This window comes from Dissulfurirhabdus thermomarina, from assembly GCF_012979235.1.
Taxonomy (GTDB): Bacteria; Desulfobacterota; Dissulfuribacteria; order Dissulfuribacterales; family Dissulfurirhabdaceae; genus Dissulfurirhabdus; species Dissulfurirhabdus thermomarina.
Map to the genome: position 1 here is coordinate 21,958 of NZ_JAATWC010000012.1, position 20,569 is coordinate 42,526.

At 71.7% G+C, this 20,569-nt stretch carries 24 protein-coding genes; 11 read left to right on the forward strand and 13 right to left on the reverse strand.

The annotated features are described in order from the left end of the window. Window positions 1–20 precede the first annotated feature (20 nt). The 10 genes from flhA to rfaE2 all read right to left on the reverse strand — a co-directional run bounded on the left by flhA (window position 21) and on the right by rfaE2 (window position 9,109). Window positions 21–2,114, reverse strand: a complete 2,094-nt coding sequence (flhA, locus tag HCU62_RS11050; RefSeq protein ID WP_163298850.1) for a flagellar biosynthesis protein FlhA — start codon at window positions 2,112–2,114, stop codon at window positions 21–23. 33 nt (window positions 2,115–2,147) lie between these two features. Next, window positions 2,148–3,230: a flagellar biosynthesis protein FlhB gene (flhB, locus tag HCU62_RS11055; RefSeq protein WP_163298842.1), complete on the reverse strand. Its 1,083-nt coding sequence runs from the start codon at window positions 3,228–3,230 to the stop codon at window positions 2,148–2,150. 34 nt (window positions 3,231–3,264) lie between these two features. After that, window positions 3,265–4,053: a flagellar biosynthetic protein FliR gene (gene fliR / locus HCU62_RS11060; RefSeq protein WP_163298843.1), complete on the reverse strand. Its 789-nt coding sequence runs from the start codon at window positions 4,051–4,053 to the stop codon at window positions 3,265–3,267. A gap of 5 nt (window positions 4,054–4,058) precedes the next feature. Then, window positions 4,059–4,328 (reverse strand): flagellar biosynthesis protein FliQ, encoded by a 270-nt coding sequence (gene fliQ / locus HCU62_RS11065; protein ID WP_163298844.1) that lies wholly within the window; start codon window positions 4,326–4,328, stop codon window positions 4,059–4,061. 17 nt (window positions 4,329–4,345) lie between these two features. After that, window positions 4,346–5,110 carry a flagellar type III secretion system pore protein FliP gene (fliP, locus tag HCU62_RS11070; RefSeq protein ID WP_163298845.1) on the reverse strand — a complete coding sequence of 255 codons (765 nt, stop codon included), beginning with the start codon at window positions 5,108–5,110 and terminating at the stop codon, window positions 4,346–4,348. Further along, window positions 5,107–5,409, reverse strand: a complete 303-nt coding sequence (gene fliO, locus HCU62_RS11075; RefSeq protein WP_163298846.1) for a flagellar biosynthetic protein FliO — start codon at window positions 5,407–5,409, stop codon at window positions 5,107–5,109. Before fliO ends, fliP begins: the two co-directional genes overlap by 4 nt. Before the next feature lie 5 nt (window positions 5,410–5,414). Further along, window positions 5,415–6,008, reverse strand: coding sequence for a flagellar motor switch protein FliN (fliN, locus tag HCU62_RS11080; RefSeq protein WP_163298847.1), 594 nt, complete (start codon window positions 6,006–6,008; stop codon window positions 5,415–5,417). A gap of 70 nt (window positions 6,009–6,078) precedes the next feature. Beyond that, a complete protein-coding gene (gene fliM, locus HCU62_RS11085) occupies window positions 6,079–7,059 on the reverse strand; it encodes a flagellar motor switch protein FliM (protein WP_163298848.1) in 981 nt (326 codons plus the stop codon). Window positions 7,060–7,076: 17 nt separating this feature from the next. Further along, entirely contained in the window at window positions 7,077–7,598 is a 522-nt protein-coding gene (locus tag HCU62_RS11090) for a flagellar basal body-associated FliL family protein (RefSeq protein ID WP_163298849.1), read from the reverse strand. Between the two features lie 203 nt (window positions 7,599–7,801). Beyond that, window positions 7,802–9,109, reverse strand: coding sequence for a D-glycero-beta-D-manno-heptose 1-phosphate adenylyltransferase (gene rfaE2, locus HCU62_RS11645; protein WP_246325476.1), 1,308 nt, complete (start codon window positions 9,107–9,109; stop codon window positions 7,802–7,804). Window positions 9,110–9,222: 113 nt separating this feature from the next. Between rfaE2 and sfsA the strand changes: the two genes are divergently transcribed. Further along, window positions 9,223–9,963, forward strand: coding sequence for a DNA/RNA nuclease SfsA (gene sfsA / locus HCU62_RS11680; RefSeq protein ID WP_163299757.1), 741 nt, complete (start codon window positions 9,223–9,225; stop codon window positions 9,961–9,963). A gap of 25 nt (window positions 9,964–9,988) precedes the next feature. Next, a complete protein-coding gene (locus tag HCU62_RS11105) occupies window positions 9,989–10,510 on the forward strand; it encodes a hypothetical protein (RefSeq protein WP_181448082.1) in 522 nt (173 codons plus the stop codon). An 86-nt stretch (window positions 10,511–10,596) separates the two neighbouring features. On the opposite strand, the gene HCU62_RS11110 is transcribed toward HCU62_RS11105, so the two are convergent. Continuing rightward, window positions 10,597–11,052 (reverse strand): hypothetical protein, encoded by a 456-nt coding sequence (locus HCU62_RS11110; RefSeq protein WP_169755635.1) that lies wholly within the window; start codon window positions 11,050–11,052, stop codon window positions 10,597–10,599. Window positions 11,053–11,239: 187 nt separating this feature from the next. On the opposite strand from HCU62_RS11110, the gene rplS reads away from it, so the two are divergent. From rplS to HCU62_RS11145, 8 genes are all read left to right on the forward strand, one after another. Next, complete coding sequence (gene rplS, locus HCU62_RS11115) at window positions 11,240–11,593, forward strand: 50S ribosomal protein L19 (RefSeq protein WP_163298720.1); 354 nt, start codon at window positions 11,240–11,242, stop codon at window positions 11,591–11,593. Window positions 11,594–11,601: 8 nt separating this feature from the next. Further along, window positions 11,602–12,258: a ribonuclease HII gene (locus HCU62_RS12325; protein WP_163298721.1), complete on the forward strand. Its 657-nt coding sequence runs from the start codon at window positions 11,602–11,604 to the stop codon at window positions 12,256–12,258. Next, the gene (locus HCU62_RS11120; protein ID WP_309474802.1) at window positions 12,255–12,638 is read left to right on the forward strand and encodes a YraN family protein; all 384 of its coding nucleotides are present in this window, start codon (window positions 12,255–12,257) and stop codon (window positions 12,636–12,638) included. Before HCU62_RS12325 ends, HCU62_RS11120 begins: the two co-directional genes overlap by 4 nt. A gap of 22 nt (window positions 12,639–12,660) precedes the next feature. Then, window positions 12,661–13,134, forward strand: a complete 474-nt coding sequence (locus tag HCU62_RS11125) for a CBS domain-containing protein (RefSeq protein WP_163298723.1) — start codon at window positions 12,661–12,663, stop codon at window positions 13,132–13,134. Window positions 13,135–13,145: 11 nt separating this feature from the next. Then, window positions 13,146–13,754 carry an FmdE family protein gene (locus HCU62_RS11130; protein WP_163298724.1) on the forward strand — a complete coding sequence of 203 codons (609 nt, stop codon included), beginning with the start codon at window positions 13,146–13,148 and terminating at the stop codon, window positions 13,752–13,754. 42 nt (window positions 13,755–13,796) lie between these two features. After that, the gene (locus tag HCU62_RS11135) at window positions 13,797–14,828 is read left to right on the forward strand and encodes a molybdopterin-binding protein (protein ID WP_163298725.1); all 1,032 of its coding nucleotides are present in this window, start codon (window positions 13,797–13,799) and stop codon (window positions 14,826–14,828) included. Window positions 14,829–14,923: 95 nt separating this feature from the next. Continuing rightward, the gene (locus HCU62_RS11140; RefSeq protein ID WP_163298726.1) at window positions 14,924–15,223 is read left to right on the forward strand and encodes a YggT family protein; all 300 of its coding nucleotides are present in this window, start codon (window positions 14,924–14,926) and stop codon (window positions 15,221–15,223) included. Between the two features lie 10 nt (window positions 15,224–15,233). Then, window positions 15,234–16,076, forward strand: coding sequence for a DivIVA domain-containing protein (locus HCU62_RS11145; protein ID WP_163298727.1), 843 nt, complete (start codon window positions 15,234–15,236; stop codon window positions 16,074–16,076). Here the strand turns inward: HCU62_RS11145 and nadC are convergent. Continuing rightward, window positions 16,073–16,981 (reverse strand): carboxylating nicotinate-nucleotide diphosphorylase, encoded by a 909-nt coding sequence (gene nadC / locus HCU62_RS11150; protein ID WP_374001941.1) that lies wholly within the window; start codon window positions 16,979–16,981, stop codon window positions 16,073–16,075. The two genes, HCU62_RS11145 and nadC, sit on opposite strands and share 4 nt — an antisense overlap. A 4-nt stretch (window positions 16,982–16,985) precedes the next feature. Beyond that, window positions 16,986–19,655, reverse strand: coding sequence for a valine--tRNA ligase (locus HCU62_RS11155; protein WP_163298728.1), 2,670 nt, complete (start codon window positions 19,653–19,655; stop codon window positions 16,986–16,988). Between the two features lie 468 nt (window positions 19,656–20,123). On the opposite strand from HCU62_RS11155, the gene HCU62_RS11160 reads away from it, so the two are divergent. After that, window positions 20,124–20,537: a PilZ domain-containing protein gene (locus tag HCU62_RS11160; protein ID WP_163298729.1), complete on the forward strand. Its 414-nt coding sequence runs from the start codon at window positions 20,124–20,126 to the stop codon at window positions 20,535–20,537. Window positions 20,538–20,569: the final 32 nt, after the last annotated feature.

The window sequence follows — 20,569 nt, forward strand, 5'->3', positions numbered from 1 at the left end:
TCTTCCTCCCCTTTGCGGCGCTACCTGAGGGTCAATAGGGACTCGAGCCGGACGTTGGCCGGGACCTCGGAGTGGGAGAGCACCGTCACGTTGGGCACGAAGCGCTCCACGAGCCGCCGCAGGTGACGGCGGACGGAGGGGCTGCAGAGTACCACCGCCGGGTGGCCCTGATGCACCGCCCGCTCGGCCCCTTGCTCCACGGCCTGTATGATGCGCCGGGCCACCGCCGGGTCGAGGGCCATGAAGCTGCCCTGCTCGGTCTGCTGCACGCCCTGGCGGATCTGTTCCTCCAGGGCCGGGTCCAGGGTGAGCACGGTGAGGGTGCCGTCGGGACCGAGCAGGGGCTTGACGATGGCACGGCCGAGCTTCTGGCGGACGTACTCGGTCAGGATGTCCGGGTCCCGTGTCATGGGGCCGTAGTCCGCCAGGGTCTCCACGATGGTGAGGAGGTCCCGGATGGAGATCCGCTCCCGGACGAGGTTCTGGAGGACCTTCTGGATCACCCCCAGCGACAGGGTGCCGGTGGCCTCCTCCACGGCCTTCGGGTGGCTCCGGGCCAGGGCGTCCAGGAGCCGCTGCACCTCCTGGCGGCCCAGGAGTTCCTCGGCGTTCTGCCGGATGACCTCGGCCAGGTGCGTGGCCACCACCGTGGACGGGTCCACCACGGTGTAGCCCGCCAGCTGCGCCTCCTCCCGGCGCCCCTCCGCGATCCAGATGGCGGGGAGGCCGAAGGCGGGCTCCCGGGCGGGGATCCCGTCGATCCGCTGCTTGGCGTCGCCGGGGTCCATGGCGAGGAGGTGACCCAGCATGAGTTCCCCCCGGGCGATCTCGATCCCCTTGATGAGGATGACGTATTCGCCGGGGCCGAGCTGGAGGTTGTCGCGCACGTGGAGCGGCGGCACGATGACGCCCATCTCCTGGGCGAACTGGCGCCGGATGGAGCGGATCCGGTCGAGGAGATCGCCGCCCTGCTGCTCGTCCACCAGGGGGATGAGGCCGTAGCCCACCTCGAGTTCCAGGATGTCCAGGGCGAGGAGGCGTTCCACCTCCTCGGGGGACCCGGCGGGGGGCGCCTCGGGCTCGGGTTCCACCTCCTCGGGCGGGGGTGCCAGGGCCTCGGCCCGGGCCTTCTCGCGGTAGACGAGCCAGGCGAGGGTCCCGGTGCCCGCGGCGAGCACCGTGAAGGGGAAGGCCGGCAGCCCCGGCACCATGCCGAAGCTGAAGATGACCGCGGCGGTGATCATGAGGGCCTCGGGCTGGGCCGCGAACTGGCGGGAGAACTCGCGGCCCATGCTGGCCTCCGAGGCCGCCCGGCTCACCAGGATGCCCGCCGCCGTGGAGATCACGATGGCCGGGATCTGGGAGACGAGCCCGTCGCCGATGGTGAGCAGGGTGTAGCTCTGGGCCGCCTCCCCCACGGGCATCTTCTGCTGAAAGACCCCGATCACGAATCCCCCGATGATGTTGATGGCCATGATGACGAGGCCGGCGATGGCCTCGCCCCGTACGAACTTGCTCGCGCCGTCCATGGCCCCGTAGAACTCGGCCTCGCGGCTGATCTCGAGCCGGCGGCGGCGGGCCTCGGCCTCGTCGATGAGCCCGGCGTTCAGGTCGGCGTCGATGGCCATCTGCTTGCCGGGCATGGCGTCCAGGGTGAAGCGGGCCGCCACCTCCGCGATCCGGCCCGACCCCCGGGTGATCACCACGAAGTTGATGATCACCAGGATGAAGAAGATGACGCCGCCCACCACGTAGTTGCCCGCCACCACGAACTCGCCGAAGCTCATGATGATGCGGCCGGCGGCGTTGGTGCCCTCGTGGCCGTGGAGCAGGATGAGCCGGGTGGAGGCGATGTTCAGCGAGAGGCGGAAGAGGGTGGTGAGCAGGAGCAGGGACGGGAAGATGGGGAAGTCCAGCGGCTTGAGGATGTAGAGCGACAGGAGCAGCACCAGGAGCGAGACGGTGAGGTTGAAGGCCAGGAGGAGATCCAGCCCCGCAGAAGGCAGGGGCATCACCATGATCACGAGGATGGCGAGCACCCCCACCGCGGCGAGGATGTTCTCCCGCTCGAGGTTCATCCCCGACCAGAGGTTCCGCAGGGTCTCGGTGGCCATCATGGGTCTGGTTCCTTCCTCCCGGTCCGGGGGCTAGCGCCCGCCCCCGGCCGCCTTCATCCGCCGCAGGCGGTAGACGTAGGCCAGGACCTCGGCCACCGCCTGGTAGAGGGCCTCGGGGATGGGGCGGCCCACCTCCACCGACTTGTAGAGGTTCCGGGCCAGGGGCCGGTCCTCCACGATGGGGACGTCGTGTTCCCGGGCGATCTCCCGGATCCGCTCGGCGATGAGGCCCGCCCCCTTGGCCGTGACCACCGGCGCCTCCATCTTCCCGGACTCGTACTGGAGGGCCACGGCCAGGTGGGTGGGGTTGGTGATGACGACGTCGGCCTCGGGGACGGCGGCCATCATGCGCTTCCTGGCCATGTCGCGCTGGATGCTCCGGATCCGGGCCTTGACCTTGGGGTCTCCCTCCGTCTGCTTGTACTCCTCCTTGACCTCCTGCTTGGTCATGCGGTGGTCCCGCTCCCACTGCCACTTCTGGAAGAGGAAGTCGAGGACGGCCAGGGCGGCCAGCACCAGGCACACCCGCCAGAAGAGCCGCCCGCAGACGTCGCCGAGGAAGGCGAGGATCTGGTAGGGGGTCTGGTCCAGGAGCGGGAGCAGCCGGTCCAGTTCGCCGGCCACGGTGAAGTAGGCGATGGCGCCCACGATGGTGATCTTGAGGAGCGACTTGGCGAGCTCCGCCAGGGACTGGGGGGAGAAGAGCCGCTTGATCCCCTCTGCGGGGTTGATCTTTCCGAAGTTGGGCTGGAGGGCCTTGCCGGACCAGACCGGCCCCACCTGGAGGAAGTTGGCCAGCACCGCCACCGCCGCCAGGACGAGGAAGAGGGGCGCCATGACCAGGGCGAACTGCTCCAGGGCCATGAGGGCGATGTGGCGGAGGTTGTCCGCGTTCACCCGGATGCCGGCGGCATGGCCCAGGTAGTGGCGCAGGATCTGCGTCAGCTGCTGGTAGAAGAAGGCGCCGCCCCAGGAAAGCGTCATGAGCCCGGAGAGGAGGAGCGCCACGGAGCTCACCTCCCGGCTCCTGGGGACGTCACCCTCCCGGCGCGCGTCCCGCCGCCGTTTGGCGGTTGCCTGTTCGGTGCGTTCTTCCGCGGGTTTTTCCGCCATTGGCGCCTACCGTTCCGTCCCGTTTCGCTCCCGGTCAGCCGGCCATCAGCCGGAGGGCCGCCGGGAGCAGCCGCACGCCCCGGTCCAGGGCCCGCGCGAGCACGGGCCAGAAGGCCTGGAGCGTCAGCCCCATGAAGAAGAGGCCGAGGGCGATGTTGAGCGAAAAGCTCATGATGAGCAGGTTGATCTGGGGCACGGTCTTGGCCAGGATCCCGAGGGCCGCCTGGGAGAAGAGCAGGATGGCCATGACCGGGGCCATGAGCTTCACGGAGAGGACGAACATCTCCCTCCCCATGTCCACCACGAGGTCGAGGAGGGTGGCGTCGAGGTGGAGCCGGCCGGGGGGCAGCAGGGTGAAGCTCTCCGCCAGCGTCCGGATGAAGAAGTGGTGGCCGTCCACCGCGACGAAGAGCATGAGCGCCACCAGGTAGGCCAGCTGGGCCATGAGGATGCTCTGGGCCCCCGTCTGCGGGTCCACCACGTTGGCCACGCTGAAGCCCATCTGGAACCCCACCATCTGGCCGGCGATCTGGACGCCGGCGAAGAGCAGCCGCATGACGAGGGCCAGGGTCGCCCCGGCGAAGAGCTCCGCCACCATGAGGAGGCCGAAGGCCAGTGGTTTTTCGGGGAAGGCCTCCGCGGGTACGGGTTCGAGGGGCGTAAAGAGCAGGGCGAGGGCCAGGGTCCCCGCGGCCTTCACCTGGACGGGCAGGGTGCGGCTCGAGAAGATGGGCATGAGGTAGACGAGGGCCCCGATCCGCACCACCAGGAGGGCGAAGATCTTCACGTGGTCCGTGGTCCAGTGGAGGAGGTACGGGTCCATCGCCGTCACCGGATGAGGTCGGGGATCTGGAGGACGAGTCCCCGGGTGAAGTCCACGATCTTGTTCATGATCCAGGGGAAGGCCACCAGGAGGCCGACGAGCACGGCGATGATCTTCGGGACGAAGGTGAGGGTCATCTCCTGGATCTGGGTCACCGCCTGGAGGATGCTCACGGCGAGCCCCACCACGAGGCCCAGCCCCAGCATGGGGAGGCTGAGGAGCAGGGTGAGCTCGATGGCCTGGCGGGCGAGGCTGACGGCCATGTCCTGGGTCACGGGGGGGCCTCCGGCACCTAGAAGAAGCTCCGGACGAGGGAGCCCACGATGAGGTTCCACCCGTCCACCAGCACGAAGAGGAGCAGCTTGAAGGGCAGCGATATCAGGATGGGCGGCAGCATCATCATCCCCATGGACAGGAGGACGCTGGCCACCACCATGTCGATGATCAGGAACGGGATGTAGAGCAGGAACCCGATCTGGAAGGCGGTCTTGAGCTCGCTCACCATGAAGGCCGGGATGAGCACCATGGTGGGGACGTCGTCCGGGGTCCGGGGCGGCGCCACCTTGGCCGTCTCCACGAAGAGGGCGATGTCCTTCTGCCGGGTCTGGCGGAACATGAAGGCCCGCAGCGGCCCCTGGGCCCGCTCCAGGGCCGTGGTGAAGCCGATCTCCTCGTTGAGGTAGGGCTGGACGGCCTGGCGGTTCACCTCCGACCAGGTCGGTTGCATGATGAAGAAGGTGAGGAAGAGGGCGAGTCCGATGAGGACCTGGTTCGGGGGCATCTGCTGGGTCCCGATGGCCTGGCGCAGGAAGCCGAAGACCACCGCAAGGCGCGTAAAACTGGTGGTCATGAGCAGGATGGCCGGGGCCACCGAGAGCACGGTGAGGAGGAAGACGATCTCGAGGGCCGTGGCCACGCGCCCCGGGTCGTCGGTGCCTTCCACCCCGAGCTGCACGGTGGGGACGTTCACGGCCCAGGCCGGCGCCGCGGCGCCGAGGAGGGCCGCGGCGGCGAGCGCCGCCGGGAGCCACACCGCCAGGCGGCGGGCCGCGGTCATGGCCGTTCCTCCCCGTGCCGGTCGGCCTCTCCGGCGGCCGGGACCGGGCCCTCCAGGGTGTCGAGGAGGCGGAGGCCCTGTTCCGAGGCGCCGAGCACCAGGACCTTCTCCGCCACCCGGACCACGCAGACGAACTTCTTCGGGAGCACCATCCGGGTGGCCAGGACCTCCACGAGGTCCTGGCGGCCGCCCTGGAGGAGGCCGCCCCAGCGCCGGAGCCCCCAGGCCGCCGCGCCCAGGAGCCCGAGGATGACTCCCAGGGCCCCGATCATGCGGAGCACCATGCCCGTGGTTTCCATGGCGCCTATCCCAGCGAGCGCACCCGGTCGGCGGGGGAGATGATCTCGGTGAGGCGGATCCCGAACTTCTCGTTCACCACCACCACCTCGCCCTTGGCGAGGAGCTTTCGGTTGACGTAGATCTCGGCGGGTTCCCCGGCCATCTTGTCGAGTTCCACCACGGAGCCCCGGGAGAGCTGGAGGAGGTCCCGGATGGGCATCCGGGACCGGCCGAGTTCCACGGAGATCTCCAGGGGGAGGTCCAGGATGAACTGGAGGTCGGGGCCGTCGCCGGTGTCGGCGGCGGCCGGGCCGCCGCGGCCGAAGTCGTCGAACCGGGGGGGCGCCGCCGCAGGTTCCTCCGCCGTGCGGCCCTCGGCCAGGGCCTCCGCCGCGGCCGCGTCGCCGCCGGCGGCCGCCTCGGCGAAGGCGTCCGCCCAGTCGGCCCCGGCCTCGCCGCCCTCGGGTGCTCCTTCGGTTCCCTTCTCCTCGGCCGGGGCCGCCGCCGCGGGCTCGGCCTTCGGCTGGTCGGCGGCCGGCTGCCCGGCCCCCTCGGCCCCGGCCGTGCCGGTGTCGCCTTCTTCCTCGAGGAGCTTGTTGATGTCGTCTTGGCTCAGCATGGCGTGACTCCGTTCCTGGAGCCGGCCCGGCGGCCGGCTCGGGTTTGGCGGCCGAACCGGCCGCGGCCCCTCAGGGTTCCTCCTCCCGCATGAACTCGGCGACCTTGAAGGCCCGCTGTCCCCGGTAGATCCCCGGGTGGCCCAGCAGCTTCGGCCGGTCCTCCACCAGGGCCACCAGGGTGCCGTCCACCGGGGTGTCGAGCTGGATGATGTCGCCCACGGAGAGGTCCAGGAGCTCGCTGCCGGTCAGCCGCGCGGCGCCGAGGGGGACCACCACGTCCACCTCCGCCTGCCGGAGGTTGTGGAGCAGCCGGTGGCGCCAGACCGGGTCCTCGGCTTCCTCGTGCTGGTAGGCCGACTGGAGCTTGGCCTTGATGGGCTGGAGGGTCAGCATGGGGATGCAGATGGAGATGGCGCCGCTGACCTCCTCCATGTCCAGCTGGAACCGGGAGATGATGACGGCGTCGTCGTCGGCGGCGATCTTGGCGAACTGGGGGTTGATCTCGCTCCGCTCGTAGAGGAACTTCACCGGGTGGACCGGCGCCCAGGCCCGCTCCATGTCGGCCATGAGGGCGTTGACCACCCGGCGGATCATGCGCTGCTCGATGGAGGTGAATTCCCGCCCCTCGATCCGCGCCTGGCCGAAGGAGGTGGAGCCGAGGAAGATCTCCACCACGGTGAAGACCAGGGGGGAGTCCACGCTCAGGAGGACGTGGCCCCGGAAGGGCTCCATCTTCAGGATGTGGAGGTTGCTCGGCACGGGGAGCCGGCGCAGGAACTCCTTGAAGGTGATCACCTCCGGGGGGACCACGGCGCTCTCCACCATGAGCCGGAGGATGCCCGAGAGGGTGTTTCTCAGGCCGCGGTTGAACTGGTCGTTGATGACGTCGAAGGCCGGCAGCTTGATCTTCGTCATCCGGGTGAAGTTGACGAAGTCGTAGGGGACGACGTCCCCCTCGGGCTCTGCCGGCCCGCCGGCCTCCTCGGCGGTGACCTCCTCCAGCCCGCCGAGCAGGGCGTCGATCTCTTCCTGGCTGAGGACCTGGCTCATGCGCGCGTTTCCCCCACCTACTGGACGACGAACTGGGCGAAGTAGACGTTCTTGACCCGCCCCTGGCCGAGGATGCGGTTCACCCTGGCGATGAGCTGGTCCCGCAGGCGGATCTTGCCCTCCAGGGTGATGACGTCTTCCATGGTCTGGCTGGTCAGCAGCATGATGATGTCGTTTCGGATCCGCGGCAGCAGCCGGTCGGCGTCGTCCTTGGCGCTGTCGTCCACGAGCTCCAGGGTGATGGAGGCCTTGAGAAAGTGGCGGGCCCGGGGGTCCGCGAGGTTCACCACGAAGGGCTCGAGGGGCATGAGGACCCCCACCTTGGGGGTGTTGCGCGGCTGCGTGAGGGCGCCCTTCTCCTGGGCGATCTCCTTGGCCAGCTCCTCGTCGCTGGGGGCCGAGAAGAAGAAGAAATACGCCCCGGCCCCGGCCCCGGCCAGTGCCAGGACCACCAGCAGGATGAGGAAGATGGGCGACTTCTTCTGCGCCTGCTCCTGGCCGGCTCCTTCCGTGGTTTCTTCTCTTTCCTTGGCAGTCATGGCAGCCCTCCGCAGGGTGGTGGGATCCGGGCGGGCCCGGTCCACGGCTGGGAAGAGCAACCCTTATGCCAAGGCGGGGAGGGTGGCCGTGGCGCCGGCCGGGCGGGACGGCGGCGGGCGGCGACCGGGCCGTTTCGGGGCGTGCCGGGGCGCGGGAGCGCGGCGGAAGGGGGGCGGGGGACGGCGGGATGCGCCGATTCTCGTCAATCTTTTGACGAGGCCGGCCCCCCGCGTTGGAGGATCCGATCCACCACGGCGGTGGTGGAGAGTTCCGGCACCAGGGGCACCCGGACCACCCGGCCGCCGCGGGCCCGGACGAGGTCGGCGCCGACGATGGCATCCTCGGCCCAGTCGGCCCCCTTGACCAGGACGTCGGGGCGAAGGGCCTCGATCACCCGGAGCGGGGTGGGGTCGTCGAAGAGGACCACGTAGTCCACCGCCTCGAGGCCGGCCACCACTCGGGCGCGCTGGTCCTGGGGCGTGATGGGCCGGGTCGGCCCCTTGAGCCCCCGGACGGAGGCGTCGCTGTTGAGCGCCACCACCAGGGCGTGGCCCTCGCGACGGGCCGCCTCGAGGTACCGGGCATGGCCGGCGTGGAGGAGGTCGAAGCACCCGTTGGTGAAGACCACCCGCTGGCCCGCCGCCTGGCGGCGTCGGACCTCGGCGGCCAGGGCCTCGAGATCGAGGACCTTGCGTTCGGCGTGAAAGGGCCAGCCCGTGGGCGGGAGCGCCGTGGCGAAGGCCGAGCGCGCCGCCGGGACGGCCTCGAGGGGCAGGTCCACCGCCAGGACCGCCTCGTCGGCCCCCGCCGAGGCCAGGGGGCGCCCCGTGGGATCGATGACGCAGGATCCCCCCGCCCACGCGGTGCCGTGCGACTGGCCGCAGGCGTTGGCGGCGGCCACGAAGCACTGGTTCTCCACGGCCCGGGCGGCGAGGAGCAGGCGGAAGTGGCGCCGGCGGGCCCTGGGCCAGAGGGCCGGCACCAGGAGCAGGGCCGCCCCCCGCCAGGCCAGCTCCCGGGCCAGCTCCGGGAACCTGAGGTCGAAGCAGACGAGGAGCCCGGCGGCGACCCCGCCGGGGGCGACCGGGAGGGTACAGAACCCCGGGGTGTCGCCGGGGACGAAGACCCGGTCTTCCCCCATGGGGGCGAAGAGGTGGATCTTGCGGTAGGCCGCCAGGGGGCCCTCCGGCCCGATCACCTCCGCGGTGTTGGTCCATCCCCCCGGCCCCGGGGCCGGGAGGGTGCCGGCCACGAAGAGGCCGAGTTCCCCGGCGAGGGCGGTGATCCGCTCCCGGGCCGCGGCCGCCGCGGCCGCCAGGCCGGGGTCCGGGCCGGTCACCGGGCCCGTGGCCCAGAACTCGGGCAGGAGGACGAGCCGGGCCCCCTCGGCGGCCAGGCGCCGGAGGGCCGCCTCGACGCGGCGGAGGTTGCCGCCGGGGGCCCCGGGATCCGGCTGGATCTGGCAGAGGCCGATGCGGAGGGTGGCGGCGGTTTCGGGGACGGGTGTCATGGAGGTCGGCTCCCCGGGCCCGGGGATCTCCAGCGACAATGCCACGAACGCCCGCCCGCCGCAAGCGCCCGGAAGGGGTTGCGGGCGGAGGCGTCACCGGGTTCCCTGTGGGGGTGTCCCGGCCTCCTCTCCAGCCGCTCCTCGCCCTGGTCCCCGACGGGGAGGGGATCTTCCGCTCTCGGGAGAACCGCTTCGCCGCGGTGGTGGACGTCGTGGCGCCCGAGCCCGCCGCCGGGGAGCGGGTCCACGTCCACGACCCCGGGCGCCTCGAGGACCTCCTCGTGCCCGGCCGGCGGGTGCTCTTGAGGCGCGGGCGCCGGCCCGGGCGGCGGACCCGGTGGGACGTGGTGGCCGCGGCCTCCGGCGGGGAGTGGATCCTGGTGCATGCGGGGTGGCACCGGCCCCTGGCCGAGGCCCTCTTCGCCCGGCCGGAACTCTGCCCCCTCGGGCCGGTCTCGTCGGTCCGGGCCGAGGTCCCCCTGGGCCGGGGACGCCTGGACTTCCGGCTGGATCGCCCGTCGGGCGGGCCGGTCTGGGTGGAGGTGAAGGGGTGCACCCTGGCCCGCGACGGCGTGGCCCTCTTCCCGGACGCCCCCACGGCCAGGGGCGCCCGCCACCTGGAGGCCCTCTCCGGGCTCCGGGCGGCGGGAGAGGCCGCGGCCCTCCTGGTCTTCGTCTTCCGCCCCGAGGCCCGGGCCTTCGCCCCCAACGCGGCCCTCGATCCCCGCTTCGCCGCCGCCTTCGACCGGGCCCGGGCGGCCGGCGTCCAGGTCCATCCCCTCCATTTCCGCTACACCGGGCGCGAGATCTTCTGCCTCGGGCCCCTGCCGGTCACGCCCCCGCCGGGCGCCTGAGCCGCTTGCCGCCGGCCGACCGCTTCTGGAAGCCGTCCAGCCGAAGACCGTGGGCGACGACCGGCTCATCGCCCTGGATACCTTCGAGTACCTCAAGGGAACGGGTAACGTCGTCGCCGCCGTGGAACAGGGGCTGGCCGACATGGGCTATCCCACCTCCACCGCCTGGGAGTGGGTGACCACCGACACCTTCCAGATGATCAACCACGGGGTGAACCCGGCCTCGGACGCCGCCGACTGCTCCCAGTGCCACGGGAGCGGCGTCCTGGACCTCTCCACCGACTCCATGCTGGACGCCATGGGCTACCGCCTCAAGGGGCCCAAGGAAGAGGTCTGCAACCAGTGCCACGACGGGTCCAAGAACCTGCCGCGGACCTGGGACCGGATCCACAACCACATCACCAAGGGGAGCACCGGGATCGGGTGCTACTTCTGTCACGACGTGGCCCGGCCGGAGCGGGGCCTCTGCAGCCCGTGCGACCCATGCGCCAGCGAGTACGTGGACAACGTGCCCTACCCGCACGTCTGCCCCGCACCGGACTACTGATTCCAGCCGGGTGATCCCGGGAAGAACCGGAGGGGGGTCTCGGCCCCCCTCTCTTTGCGGTTCGGCGCCGGAGGCGGGCGGGCGGGTCAGTAACCCACGTGGCATTCCCGGCAGAGCTCGCTGTAGTCGAAGCCGGCCCCGTCGAAGCGGACGCGGCGGAGCAGGAAGGGGGCGTCTCCATCCTCGAGGCGGTGACGGTGGCAGGTGGCGCAGGTGATGCGCCCGCCGAAGAGGGGGAGGGTCGTCGGCCGGTGGACGCGGGCGGGGTTCCATCGCCGCCCGCTCGGATGGGTGGTGCAGTGGCCGTGGCCCGGGACGCATTGGCCGAGCTCGTGGCAGCCCATGCAGGTGGCGTCGATGCTCCGGCCCCTGAGGGGCGCGTCCCCGTCCTCTCCCGGGCCGGGGACCTTCGAGTGGCAGGCCTCGCACACCTCCGGCGGCTCATGGGGGTTTTTGGGGTGCCCGGGGGCGGCGGGAGGGCGTGCCCAGGCGGCGGCCAGGAGGAACAAGGCCCAGGTGACGGCGGTGAGGACCCTTTTCATGAGGTTTTCTCCCGCTATGCGGTGGATATCGTGCAATTCGACTGGATGGTACTTTTTTAGCACGGGGGCCGCGCAGGATGGAAGGGGGAAAGTCGACCGCAACGGCATCGCGGGGCGGGTTGACGGCGCCACCTGCAACTCGTATTATCCTGATTCCTTTGAAGACCACGCGCGGGAGGACGACCACATGGACAGGCTGCGCCGGCTCGAATACGAAGAGATGCGCATGGACATCCCGGAGTTCCGCCCCGGTGACACCGTGCGCGTCCACGTCAAGATCCAGGAAACGGAAGAAAAGGAACGCATCCAGGTCTTCGAGGGGGTGGTGATCGGCCGCCAGGGCGGGGGCCTCAACGAGACCTTCACCGTCCGGAAGATCTCCTACGGGGTCGGCGTGGAGCGGATCTTCCCCCTCCACTCGCCGCGCATCGAGAAGATCGAGGTGGCGGCCAAGGGCCGGGCCCGCCGGGCCAAGCTCTACTACCTCCGGGGCCTGCGCGGCAAGGCCGCCCGCCAGAAGATCCGGGAGCGCCGTCCCTGAGGCCGGCCATGGGGCGCGGGGCGGCCGCCGGCCCGCCGGGCCTCTTCCCGGAGGCGCCCCGGGCCGGCGTTCCCACCCTGGCGTGGGAGGCCCGCTTCCGCGAGCAGGGCCTCGACCCGGTGGCCGGGGTGGACGAGGTGGGCCGCGGGTGTCTCGCCGGGCCCGTGGTGGCCGCGGCGGTCATCCTGCCGCCCGGCATCGAGCTGCCCGGCGTCCGGGATTCCAAGACCCTCCCGCCGGGTGCCCGGCGCCGGCTCGACGCCGAGATCCGGTCCGCGGCCCTGGGGGTGGCCCTGGGCCAGGCCGGCCCCGAAGAGATCGACCGCATGAACATCCTCCGGGCCTCGCTCTTGGCCATGGCCCGCGCCGTGGAGGCGCTCCGGCCGCGGCCGCGGGCCCTCCTGGTGGACGGCAACCAGGGCGTCCCGTGCGCGCTGCCCCAGAAGACCCTGGTGGGGGGCGACGGGCGGTCGTTGTCCATCGCCGCCGCCTCCATCGTGGCCAAGGTCCACCGGGACCGCCTCATGGAGGAATGGGACCGGCGGTTTCCGTGTTACAATTTCGCCGGGCACAAGGGGTACGCCACCCGGGAGCACCGGGCGGCCCTCCGGCGCCACGGCCCCTGCCCCATCCACCGCCGGTCCTTCCGGGGAGTGGCCGGGTGACGGTCCCCCGCGACCCGCGCCACCGCCTGGGCCGGGCCTCGGAGGCGCTGGCGGCGGACTTCCTTCGCCGGCACGGCTACCGGATCCTCGAGCGGAACTACCGCGCGGCCTGCGGCGAGGTGGACCTCGTGGCCGAGGACGGCGACTGCGTGGTCTTCGTGGAGGTCAAGGCCCGGCGGACGGCGGCCTGCGGCGACCCCCGGGAGGCCGTGACCCCGCGCAAGCAGCGCCAGGTGGTGCGAACGGCGGAGTGTTTCCTCCAGGAACGGGGCTGGCTCCACCGGGAGGTGCGCTTCGACGTCCTCGCGGTCAGCCTGGACGGGGAAGCGGCCCGGGTGGAGCACATCCCCTGGGCCTTCGACGCGGACTGCCGGGGATAGGGCGCCCGAAGGGAGGCAGCAGATGCAGACGAGGGCCAGGGACATCATGACCGCTCCGCCCCTCACGGTGCGGGAGGAGACCCCGGTGACGGAGTTCGCGCGCCGTCTCCTGGAGCACCGGATCAACGGGATGCCGGTGGTGGACGCCGCCGGCCGGCTGGTGGGGGTGGCCACCGAGGGCGACCTCGTGGACCAGTGCAAGCGCCTCCACATCCCCACCATGCTCACCCTGCTCGACGCCGTGATCTACCTCGAGAGCCCCCGGCAGTTCGAGCGGGACCTCAGGAAGATGGCCGCCGCCACGGTGGGGGAGATCTGTACCCGGGACCCCGTGACCGTGGACGAGGACGCCGCGCTGGAGGAGGTGGCCAGCCTCATGTCCGAGCGCAAGGTCTATACCCTGCCGGTCCTGAAGGACGGAGAGCTGGTGGGCGTCATCGGCCGGAGCGACGTGGTGCGCTCCCTGGTCCGGGGGGCCGCCGGGGCGGGCGATTGACGGGGCGGGGCGTGGCCACGGAGACCTTCCAGGATCCGGCCTTTCCGGCGCTGCTGGAGGAGTCCGTCCGGATCCACGGCCACCTCTGCCCGGGGCAGGTGCTCGGGGTCCGGCTGGCCATGCTGGGCCTCCGGCTCATCGGCGTCGCGGATCCGAAGGGGGCCGACCGGAAGTCCTTCGTGGTGGTGGTGGAGATCGACCGCTGCGCCACCGACGCCATCCAGTCCGTCACCGGCTGTTCCCTGGGCAAGCGATCCCTCCGGTGGATGGACTACGGGGTCATGGCCGCCACCTTCGTCCGGACCGACACGGGGGCGGCGTGGCGCGTGGTGGCGCGCGAGGAGGCCCGAGACCTGGCCGCGCGTTACTGCCCCGAGATCGACGACAAGTACTGCCGCCAGCTCGAGGCCTACAAACGGATGCCCGACGCGGAGCTCTTCCGCGTCCAGGAGGTGGAGGTGACGCTTCCGGAGTGCGACCTCCCCGGTCGTCCCCTGCGCCGTGTCCAATGCGCGGGCTGCGGCGACTACGTCCAGGACTGCCGCGACGTCGCCGTGGACGGGCGGGTGCTCTGCCGGGCCTGCGCCCACGGCGGCTACTACCGGGTCAAGGCGGGCTAGGGCGCCGGCCGGCGGGCGGGGTCCAAGGAGGCACGAAGAACCATGGCCATGAAGAAGGTGCGGGTGGAGGAGGCGGTGGGCATGGTGCTCCCGCACGACCTCACGGAGATCCGGCCCGGCGGGGTGAAGGGGCCCGCCTTCCGAAAGGGCCACGTGGTCACCGAGGCCGACATCCCCCACCTGAAGCGCATCGGGAAGAACCACGTCTACGTCCTCGAGCTCGGCCCCGAAGAGCTGCACGAGGACGAGGCCGCCCTCCTCATGGCCGAGGCCGTGGCCGGGGAGGGGGTGGAGTACGACCGCCGGCCATCGGAGGGGAAGGTGGGCTTCCGGGCCACCCGGGAGGGCCTCCTGGAGGTGGACCGGGAGGGGCTCCTGGCCTTGAACCTCCTCGGCGACGTGATGCTCGCCACCCGGCACACCCACACCGTGGTCCGGCCCGGGGAGCCCCTGGGCGCCGGCCGGGCCATCCCCCTGGTGGTGCCCCGGTCCGTGGTGGACCGGGCGGTGGCCGTGGCCCGGGAGCGCGGGGGGCTCCTCCGCGTCCGGCCCTGGGTGATCCGATCCGCCGCCGTGGTGGTGACGGGGCAGGAGGTCTTCGAGGGCCGCATCCGCGACGCCTTCGGCCCGGTGCTCACGGACAAGCTCCGGCGGTTCGGGGTGGAGGTCCGATCGGTGCGGCTCGCCCCGGACGACGTCGGCGCCATCCGGGCCGAGATCGAGCGGGCCCTGGCCGCCGGCGCCGGCTTGGTCTTCTGCACCGGGGGCATGTCCGTGGACCCGGACGACGTCACCCGGACGGCCATCCGGGAGGCGGGGGCCACCGACGTGGTCTACGGCTCGCCGGTGCTCCCCGGGGCCATGTTCCTCGCGGCCCGCATCGGCGAGGTCCCGGTCCTGGGGATCCCGGCCTGCGGCATGTATTTCCGGACCACGGTGCTCGACCTGGTGCTCCCCCGGGTGCTCGCCGGCGACCGGCTCACCCGGGCCGACATCGCGGCCCTCGGCCACGGCGGCTTCTGCCTCGGGTGCAAGCCGTGCCGGTATCCGGTCTGCCCCTTCGGGAAGGGATGAGCGGCACTTGTGCCCGAATCTTGCATGAGCGGATGACCGCCGGGCGGCGGTGACGGCCGCCCGGTGCGGCCCGGCGAGGGCCGAGGAGGATCGAGATGTTCGTCCTCAGCAACTTTCTCGCGGCGCTGGCCTCGGTGGTGGACGTGGCGCTCACCCTCTACATGTGGGTGCTCATCGTCGCGGCCCTGGTCTCCTGGGTGAACCCGGACCCGTACAACCCCGTGGTCCGTTTCCTCTACGGCGCCACCGAGCCCCTGCTCGCCCGGGTGCGCCGGGCCCTCCGGCTCCAGTTCGGCGGGGTGGATCTCTCCCCCATGGTCGTGATCCTCGCCATCATCTTCCTCCGGAGCTTCCTGGTGCCCACCCTGCAGCAGCTGGCACTCCAACTTCGATGAGAGGTGCCCCATGAGCCTGACACCCAGCGACATCCTGCAACGGCGGTTCCCCAAGCGGTTCCGCGGCTACGACCCGGCGGAGGTCGACGCCTTCCTGGAGGAGGTGGCCCGGGCCCTCACCGACGCGGTCCGCGAGCAGAACGCCCTCAAGGACCGGGTCGCGGCCTACAAGGCCCAGCTCGTGGCGCTGCGGAAGCAGGAACGGGAGCTCAGGGGGGCCCTCACCTCCGCCCACCGCCTGGCGGAAGACATGAAGGCCCAGGCCGAGCGCGATGCCGAGCTCACCCTGGAGCGGGCCCGGCTGGACGCCGACCGGGTGGTGGAGGAACGCCGCCGGGAGCTCTTCCAGATCGAGGAGGAGATCCGGGGCCTCCGCCGCCTCCGCCGCGAGGCGCTGCTCCGGATCCGGGGCGAACTGGAACACTACCTCGCGCTCCTCGAGCAGGGGGAGACCCTGGAAGGGCCGGCCGAGACGCCCGAGGCGGACGAGGCCCGGGTGCCGGACGTGGCCCCGGACGCCCCGCCGCCGGAGTTCTTCGACCTGGGGGCGAGCCTCGGGACGGGATCGGCCGGGGCGGAGGACGTCGGAACGGACAGGACCGAGGCGCTCGACTTCGGCCTCGAGCCCGAGGCGCCGGAGGCCCCGGCGGAGGCCGCCGGGGAGGCGGTATTCCTCGAGACGTCCCCGGCGGAGGCCGCCGCGGGCACCGGGGAGCCGGCCGCCGACGCCGGGAAGGCGGAGAAGGACGCAGGAGAACCCCGGGGGGGCGACACCCCGGAGGCCATGGCGGGGACGGAGCCGGAGGACGTGGCAGACCCCGCGGCCGCGGCCCGGGCCGCCGCCTCGTCCTAGTCGGACCGGCCCGCCGAAACCACCCGGAGGCTCAGGTCCCGCGCCCGGGCCGAGTGGGTGAGGGCCCCCACCGAGACGCAGTCCACCCCGGTCTCCGCGATCCGGCGGACCGTCTCGAGGGTGACGCCCCCCGAGGCCTCGAGGAGTACCCCCGGCCGCCGGGCCCGGGCCACCCGCACCGCCTCGGCCAGCATCCCCACCTCCATGTTGTCCAGGAGCACCGCGTCCGCCCCGGCGTCGAGGGCCGCCCGGAGCTGGTCCAGGTCCGCCGCTTCCACCTCCACCTTCAGGGTGTGCGGGGCCCCGGCCCGGGCCCGGGCCACGGCCTCGGCCACGGAGCCGCCGCAGGCCGCGATGTGGTTGTCCTTGACGAGGATGCCGTCGAAGAGGCCGAAACGGTGGTTGTGGCCGCCGCCGGCCCGGACGGCGTACTTCTCCAGCAGCCGGAGGCCCGGGGTGGTCTTCCGGGTGTCGAGGATGCGGGCCGGGAGCCCCGCCACCGCCGCGACATAGGCCCGGGTGAGGGTGGCGATGCCGCAGAGGCGCTGGAGGAAGTTCAGGGCGGTCCGTTCCGCCTCCAGGATGGCGGCCAGGCGCCCCCGGACCCGGAGAAGGACCGTTCCCGCCGCGGCCTCGGCCCCCTCCGCGACGCGGCGGTCCACCACCGCCGCGGGGTCCCGGAGGCGGAAGGCCGCCTCGGCCGCGAAGAGACCGGCCGCCACCACGGGCTCCTTGGCCACGATCTCGGCGGTGCCCGCGGCCGCCGGGTCCACGGTGAGGCCGGTGGTGAGGTCGCCGGGGCCGAGGTCCTCGGCCAGGGCCGCCGCCACCACGGCCCGGACCCCTTCCGGCTCCGGGGGGCGGAGCCGATCCGCGCGGGGGCCTTCGGCGGCGGTCCGGCTCACCGGTTCACCCCGAAAGCGCCGCCAACCGTTCCCGGTGGACGGCGATCTTGGCGAGCCGGGCCTCGAAGCGGGTGACCTTTTCCCGCTCCTTGGCCACCACCTCCGCCGGCGCCCGGGAGAGGAAGTTCTCGTTGGCGAGCTTGGCCCGGGTCTTTTCGAGTTCCCGCTCCAGCTTGGCCGTCTCCTTGTCGAGCTTTCGGAGTTCCTCTCCCACGTCCACGAGCCCCTCCAGCGGGATGAAGAGCTCGACGTCCTCGAGGATCACCGTGGCGGCCCCCGTGGGGCGCTCGGCCCCGCCGGCCAGCCGCTCCAGCCGTTCCACCCGGGCCAGGGCCCGGACGGCCCCGGCCTGGTCGGCGAGGAGGGCCTCCATGGTCTCGGAGTGGGGCGCGGCGAGCACCTGGATCCGCGCCCCCGGGTGGATGCCGAGTTCCGCCCGGGCGTTGCGGATCCCGGTCACCACGGCCTGGAGGCGCTCGATGCGGGCCTCGGCCTCCGGGTCGTGCCACTCGGGCCGGGCCTCGGGGTAGGGGGCCTCGGCGGCGAAACCCCGGTCGCCGGGGAGATGGTGCCAGAGCTCCTCCGTCACGAAGGGCATGAAGGGGTGGAGGAGGCGCAGCGACCGGTCCAGGACGGCCAGGGCCGCGGCCCGGGCCGAGGCGGTCCGTTCCGGTTCCGCCCCCGAGAAGGCGGGCTTGGCGAGCTCCAGGTACCAGTCGCAGAACTCGTGCCAGAAGAACTGGTACAGGGTACGGGCCGCCACGTCGAAGTCGAAGGCGTCGAGGGCCGAGCGGACCTCTCGGGTCACCGCGTCCAGGCGCGAGAGGATCCAGCGTTCCGGGAGGCCCGGCAGATCCTCGGCCGCTCCCGGCTCCCCCGGGTGCGTTCCGTCCAGGTTGGCGAGCACCAGGCGCGCCGCGTTCCAGACCTTGTTCACGAAGTGCCGGTAGCCCTCGATCCGGTCCTCGGCCAGCTTGATGTCGCGGCCCTGGGCGGCGAAGGCGGCCAGGGTGAACCGGACTGCGTCGGTACCGTAGCGCTCCATGATGGTCAGGGGATCGATGACGTTCCCCTTGGACTTGCTCATCTTCTGCCCCTCGGCGTCGCGCACCAGGGCATGGAGGTAGACGGTGCGGAAGGGGACCTCCCCCATGAAGTGGAGGCCCATCATCATCATCCGGGCCACCCAGAAGAAGAGGATGTCGAAGCTGGTGACCAGGACCGAGGTCGGGTAGAAGACCTCGAGTTCCGGCGTCCGGTCGGGCCACCCGAGGGTGGAGAAGGGCCAGAGGGCCGAGCTGAACCAGGTGTCGAGGACGTCGGTCTCCTGCGCAAGCTCCCCGCCGCAGCTCGGGCAGCGCTCCGGCGTCTCGCGGGCCACCACCACCTTCCCGCAGCCTTGGCAGGTCCAGGCGGGGATGCGGTGCCCCCACCAGATCTGGCGGGAGATGCACCAGTCCCGGATGTTCGTCATCCATTCCTCGTAGGTGCGCTCCCAGGAGGGGGGGACGATCCGCGTCCGCCCCTCGCGCACGGCACGGAGCGCCCGTTCGGCCAGCGGCCCCACCCGGACGAACCACTGCTTCGACAGGTACGGTTCCACCACGGTCTTGCACCGGTAGCAGCCGCCCACCGCGTGGGCATGGGGCTCCTCCTTCTCGAGGAGCCCGGCGGCGGCGAGGTCCTCGAGGACCCGCCGCCTGGCCTCGTAGCGGTCGAGGCCCCGGTACGGCCCGGCGGCCTCGGTGGTCCGGGCGTCCTCGTCGAGGACGGTCACCGAGGGGAGGTCGTGGCGTCGGCCCATCTCGAAGTCGTTGAAGTCGTGGGCGGGGGTGACCTTCACGGCCCCCGTGCCGAAGGCCGGGTCCACGGCCGGGTCGGCGATGACCGGTATGAGCCGGTCCAGGAGGGGCAGCCGCACCCGGCGGCCGACGATGTGCCGGTAGCGGGCGTCGTCGGGGTGGACCGCCACCGCGGTGTCGCCGAGCAGGGTCTCGGGCCGGGTGGTGGCCACCACCACGTGGCCCTCCCCGTCGGCCAGGGGGTAGCGGATGTGCCAGAGGCGTCCCTCGGCGGGCTCGTGTTCCACCTCGATGTCGGCCAGGGCCGTGTGGCACCTCGGGCACCAGTTGATGATGTAGTCGCCCTTGTAGACGAGGCCCTCCTCGTAGAGCCGCACGAAGACCTCACGGACGGCCCGCGAGAGGCCCTCGTCCATGGTGAAGCGCTCCCGCGACCAGTCGCAGGAACAGCCGAGGCGCTTGAGCTGCTCGATGATGGTGCCGCCGGAGCGGGCCTTCCACTGCCAGACCCGCTCGATGAAGCGCTCGCGGCCGAGGTCGTGGCGCGTCAGCCCCTCCTCGGCCAGTTGCCGCTCCACCACGTTCTGGGTGGCGATGCCCGCGTGGTCCGTGCCCGGGATCCACACCGTGTTGTAGCCGTCCATCCGCTTGTAGCGGACCAGGATGTCCTGGAGGGTGTTGTTCAGGGCGTGGCCGATGTGAAGGACCCCCGTGACGTTGGGCGGGGGGATCACCATGGAGAAGGCGGGCCGGCCCGGTTCCATGCGGGCCTCGAAGATCCGGGCCTCCTGCCAGGCCGCGGACCAGCGCGGCTCGACGTCGTGGAACTCGTAGGCCTTGGGCAGGGGGGATGGGGCGGCCTCGGGGGGCATCTGGGGCTACTCCTTTCTCGATCGCGATCGATGGCGCCGCAAAAACGCGCGGGCTTCAGATGCTCTCGTCATTGCGGCGTACCGTAGAGTACGCCTCATTCCTCGACATCCTCGCGCCTTGCATTTGGCGGTTCTTGCTGAGCCATCCACTCAGAGGCCTTTTTGCGAGGCCATCGAGATTGCCGGGGGGCGGCGCCGTCCGAACCGCCCGCACGGCGGCGGTTCCAGGCGCGCTCCGCTCGTCGTGGTGCGGTCTTTCCGCCTGGGGCGCCTTTCGACCCCGCATTCCTCCGGGGAGGTCCCCGGCACGGTTCAGGCCCTGCAAAATAGCCCCGGGGGGGCGGATTGACAAGCTTCGCGCGGGTAGGGAAGGGCGTTGACATAAAAGAACATATTATTTTTAATGAAAAAATCCATCCGCCTCGGCTGCGCCGCCCGAGCGCCCATGTCCGCAAGGAGGACCGCCCCATGCCCGAACGCCGCAAGATGCCCCGCTACCCCCTCCAGCTCAGGGTCTACATGCCGGAATTCGACCGGTGGGGCCGGACCTCCGACGTGAGCATCGAGGGGTGCCACATCCACATCGACGCCCCGGTCAGCGAGGGCCACGTCACCGACTTCATGATCGAGCTGCCCGTGGTGGGCACGGTGTGCCTCCAGGGCTACGTCCAGCACCACAATCCCGGCGAGGGCGGTTTCGGGATGCAGTTCGTCCAGGTCCGCTTCGCCGAGGAACAGGGCGAGTTCTACACCATCTTCGCCAACTTCCTGAAGTGCGTGCCGCATCTCGAAAAGATACGGGAGTACTACGACCGCCTGGTGGAGACGGGGCGCCTGCGCCGGTGCCTCCCGCCGGGCGGGGAGGGGGCCGCCGGCGGCTGAGCCGCCCCGGCTGAAGCCGCCGTGCCCTTCGG

Coding starts and splice junctions, on each gene's coding strand:
- HCU62_RS11110 (WP_169755635.1), bottom strand. CDS start 11,052: ATGAAAAGGGTCCTCACCGCCGTCACCTGGGCCTTGTTCCTCCTGGCC.
- fliP (WP_163298845.1), bottom strand. CDS start 5,110: ATGACCGCGGCCCGCCGCCTGGCGGTGTGGCTCCCGGCGGCGCTCGCC.
- HCU62_RS11145 (WP_163298727.1), top strand. CDS start 15,234: ATGAGCCTGACACCCAGCGACATCCTGCAACGGCGGTTCCCCAAGCGG.
- fliM (WP_163298848.1), bottom strand. CDS start 7,059: ATGAGCCAGGTCCTCAGCCAGGAAGAGATCGACGCCCTGCTCGGCGGG.
- HCU62_RS11160 (WP_163298729.1), top strand. CDS start 20,124: ATGCCCGAACGCCGCAAGATGCCCCGCTACCCCCTCCAGCTCAGGGTC.
- rfaE2 (WP_246325476.1), bottom strand. CDS start 9,109: ATGACACCCGTCCCCGAAACCGCCGCCACCCTCCGCATCGGCCTCTGC.
- flhB (WP_163298842.1), bottom strand. CDS start 3,230: ATGGCGGAAAAACCCGCGGAAGAACGCACCGAACAGGCAACCGCCAAA.
- fliN (WP_163298847.1), bottom strand. CDS start 6,008: ATGCTGAGCCAAGACGACATCAACAAGCTCCTCGAGGAAGAAGGCGAC.
- HCU62_RS11125 (WP_163298723.1), top strand. CDS start 12,661: ATGCAGACGAGGGCCAGGGACATCATGACCGCTCCGCCCCTCACGGTG.
- flhA (WP_163298850.1), bottom strand. CDS start 2,114: ATGGCCACCGAGACCCTGCGGAACCTCTGGTCGGGGATGAACCTCGAG.
- HCU62_RS11090 (WP_163298849.1), bottom strand. CDS start 7,598: ATGACTGCCAAGGAAAGAGAAGAAACCACGGAAGGAGCCGGCCAGGAG.
- HCU62_RS12325 (WP_163298721.1), top strand. CDS start 11,602: ATGGGGCGCGGGGCGGCCGCCGGCCCGCCGGGCCTCTTCCCGGAGGCG.
- HCU62_RS11135 (WP_163298725.1), top strand. CDS start 13,797: ATGGCCATGAAGAAGGTGCGGGTGGAGGAGGCGGTGGGCATGGTGCTC.
- HCU62_RS11140 (WP_163298726.1), top strand. CDS start 14,924: ATGTTCGTCCTCAGCAACTTTCTCGCGGCGCTGGCCTCGGTGGTGGAC.
- HCU62_RS11155 (WP_163298728.1), bottom strand. CDS start 19,655: ATGCCCCCCGAGGCCGCCCCATCCCCCCTGCCCAAGGCCTACGAGTTC.
- rplS (WP_163298720.1), top strand. CDS start 11,240: ATGGACAGGCTGCGCCGGCTCGAATACGAAGAGATGCGCATGGACATC.
- fliR (WP_163298843.1), bottom strand. CDS start 4,053: ATGGACCCGTACCTCCTCCACTGGACCACGGACCACGTGAAGATCTTC.
- fliO (WP_163298846.1), bottom strand. CDS start 5,409: ATGGAAACCACGGGCATGGTGCTCCGCATGATCGGGGCCCTGGGAGTC.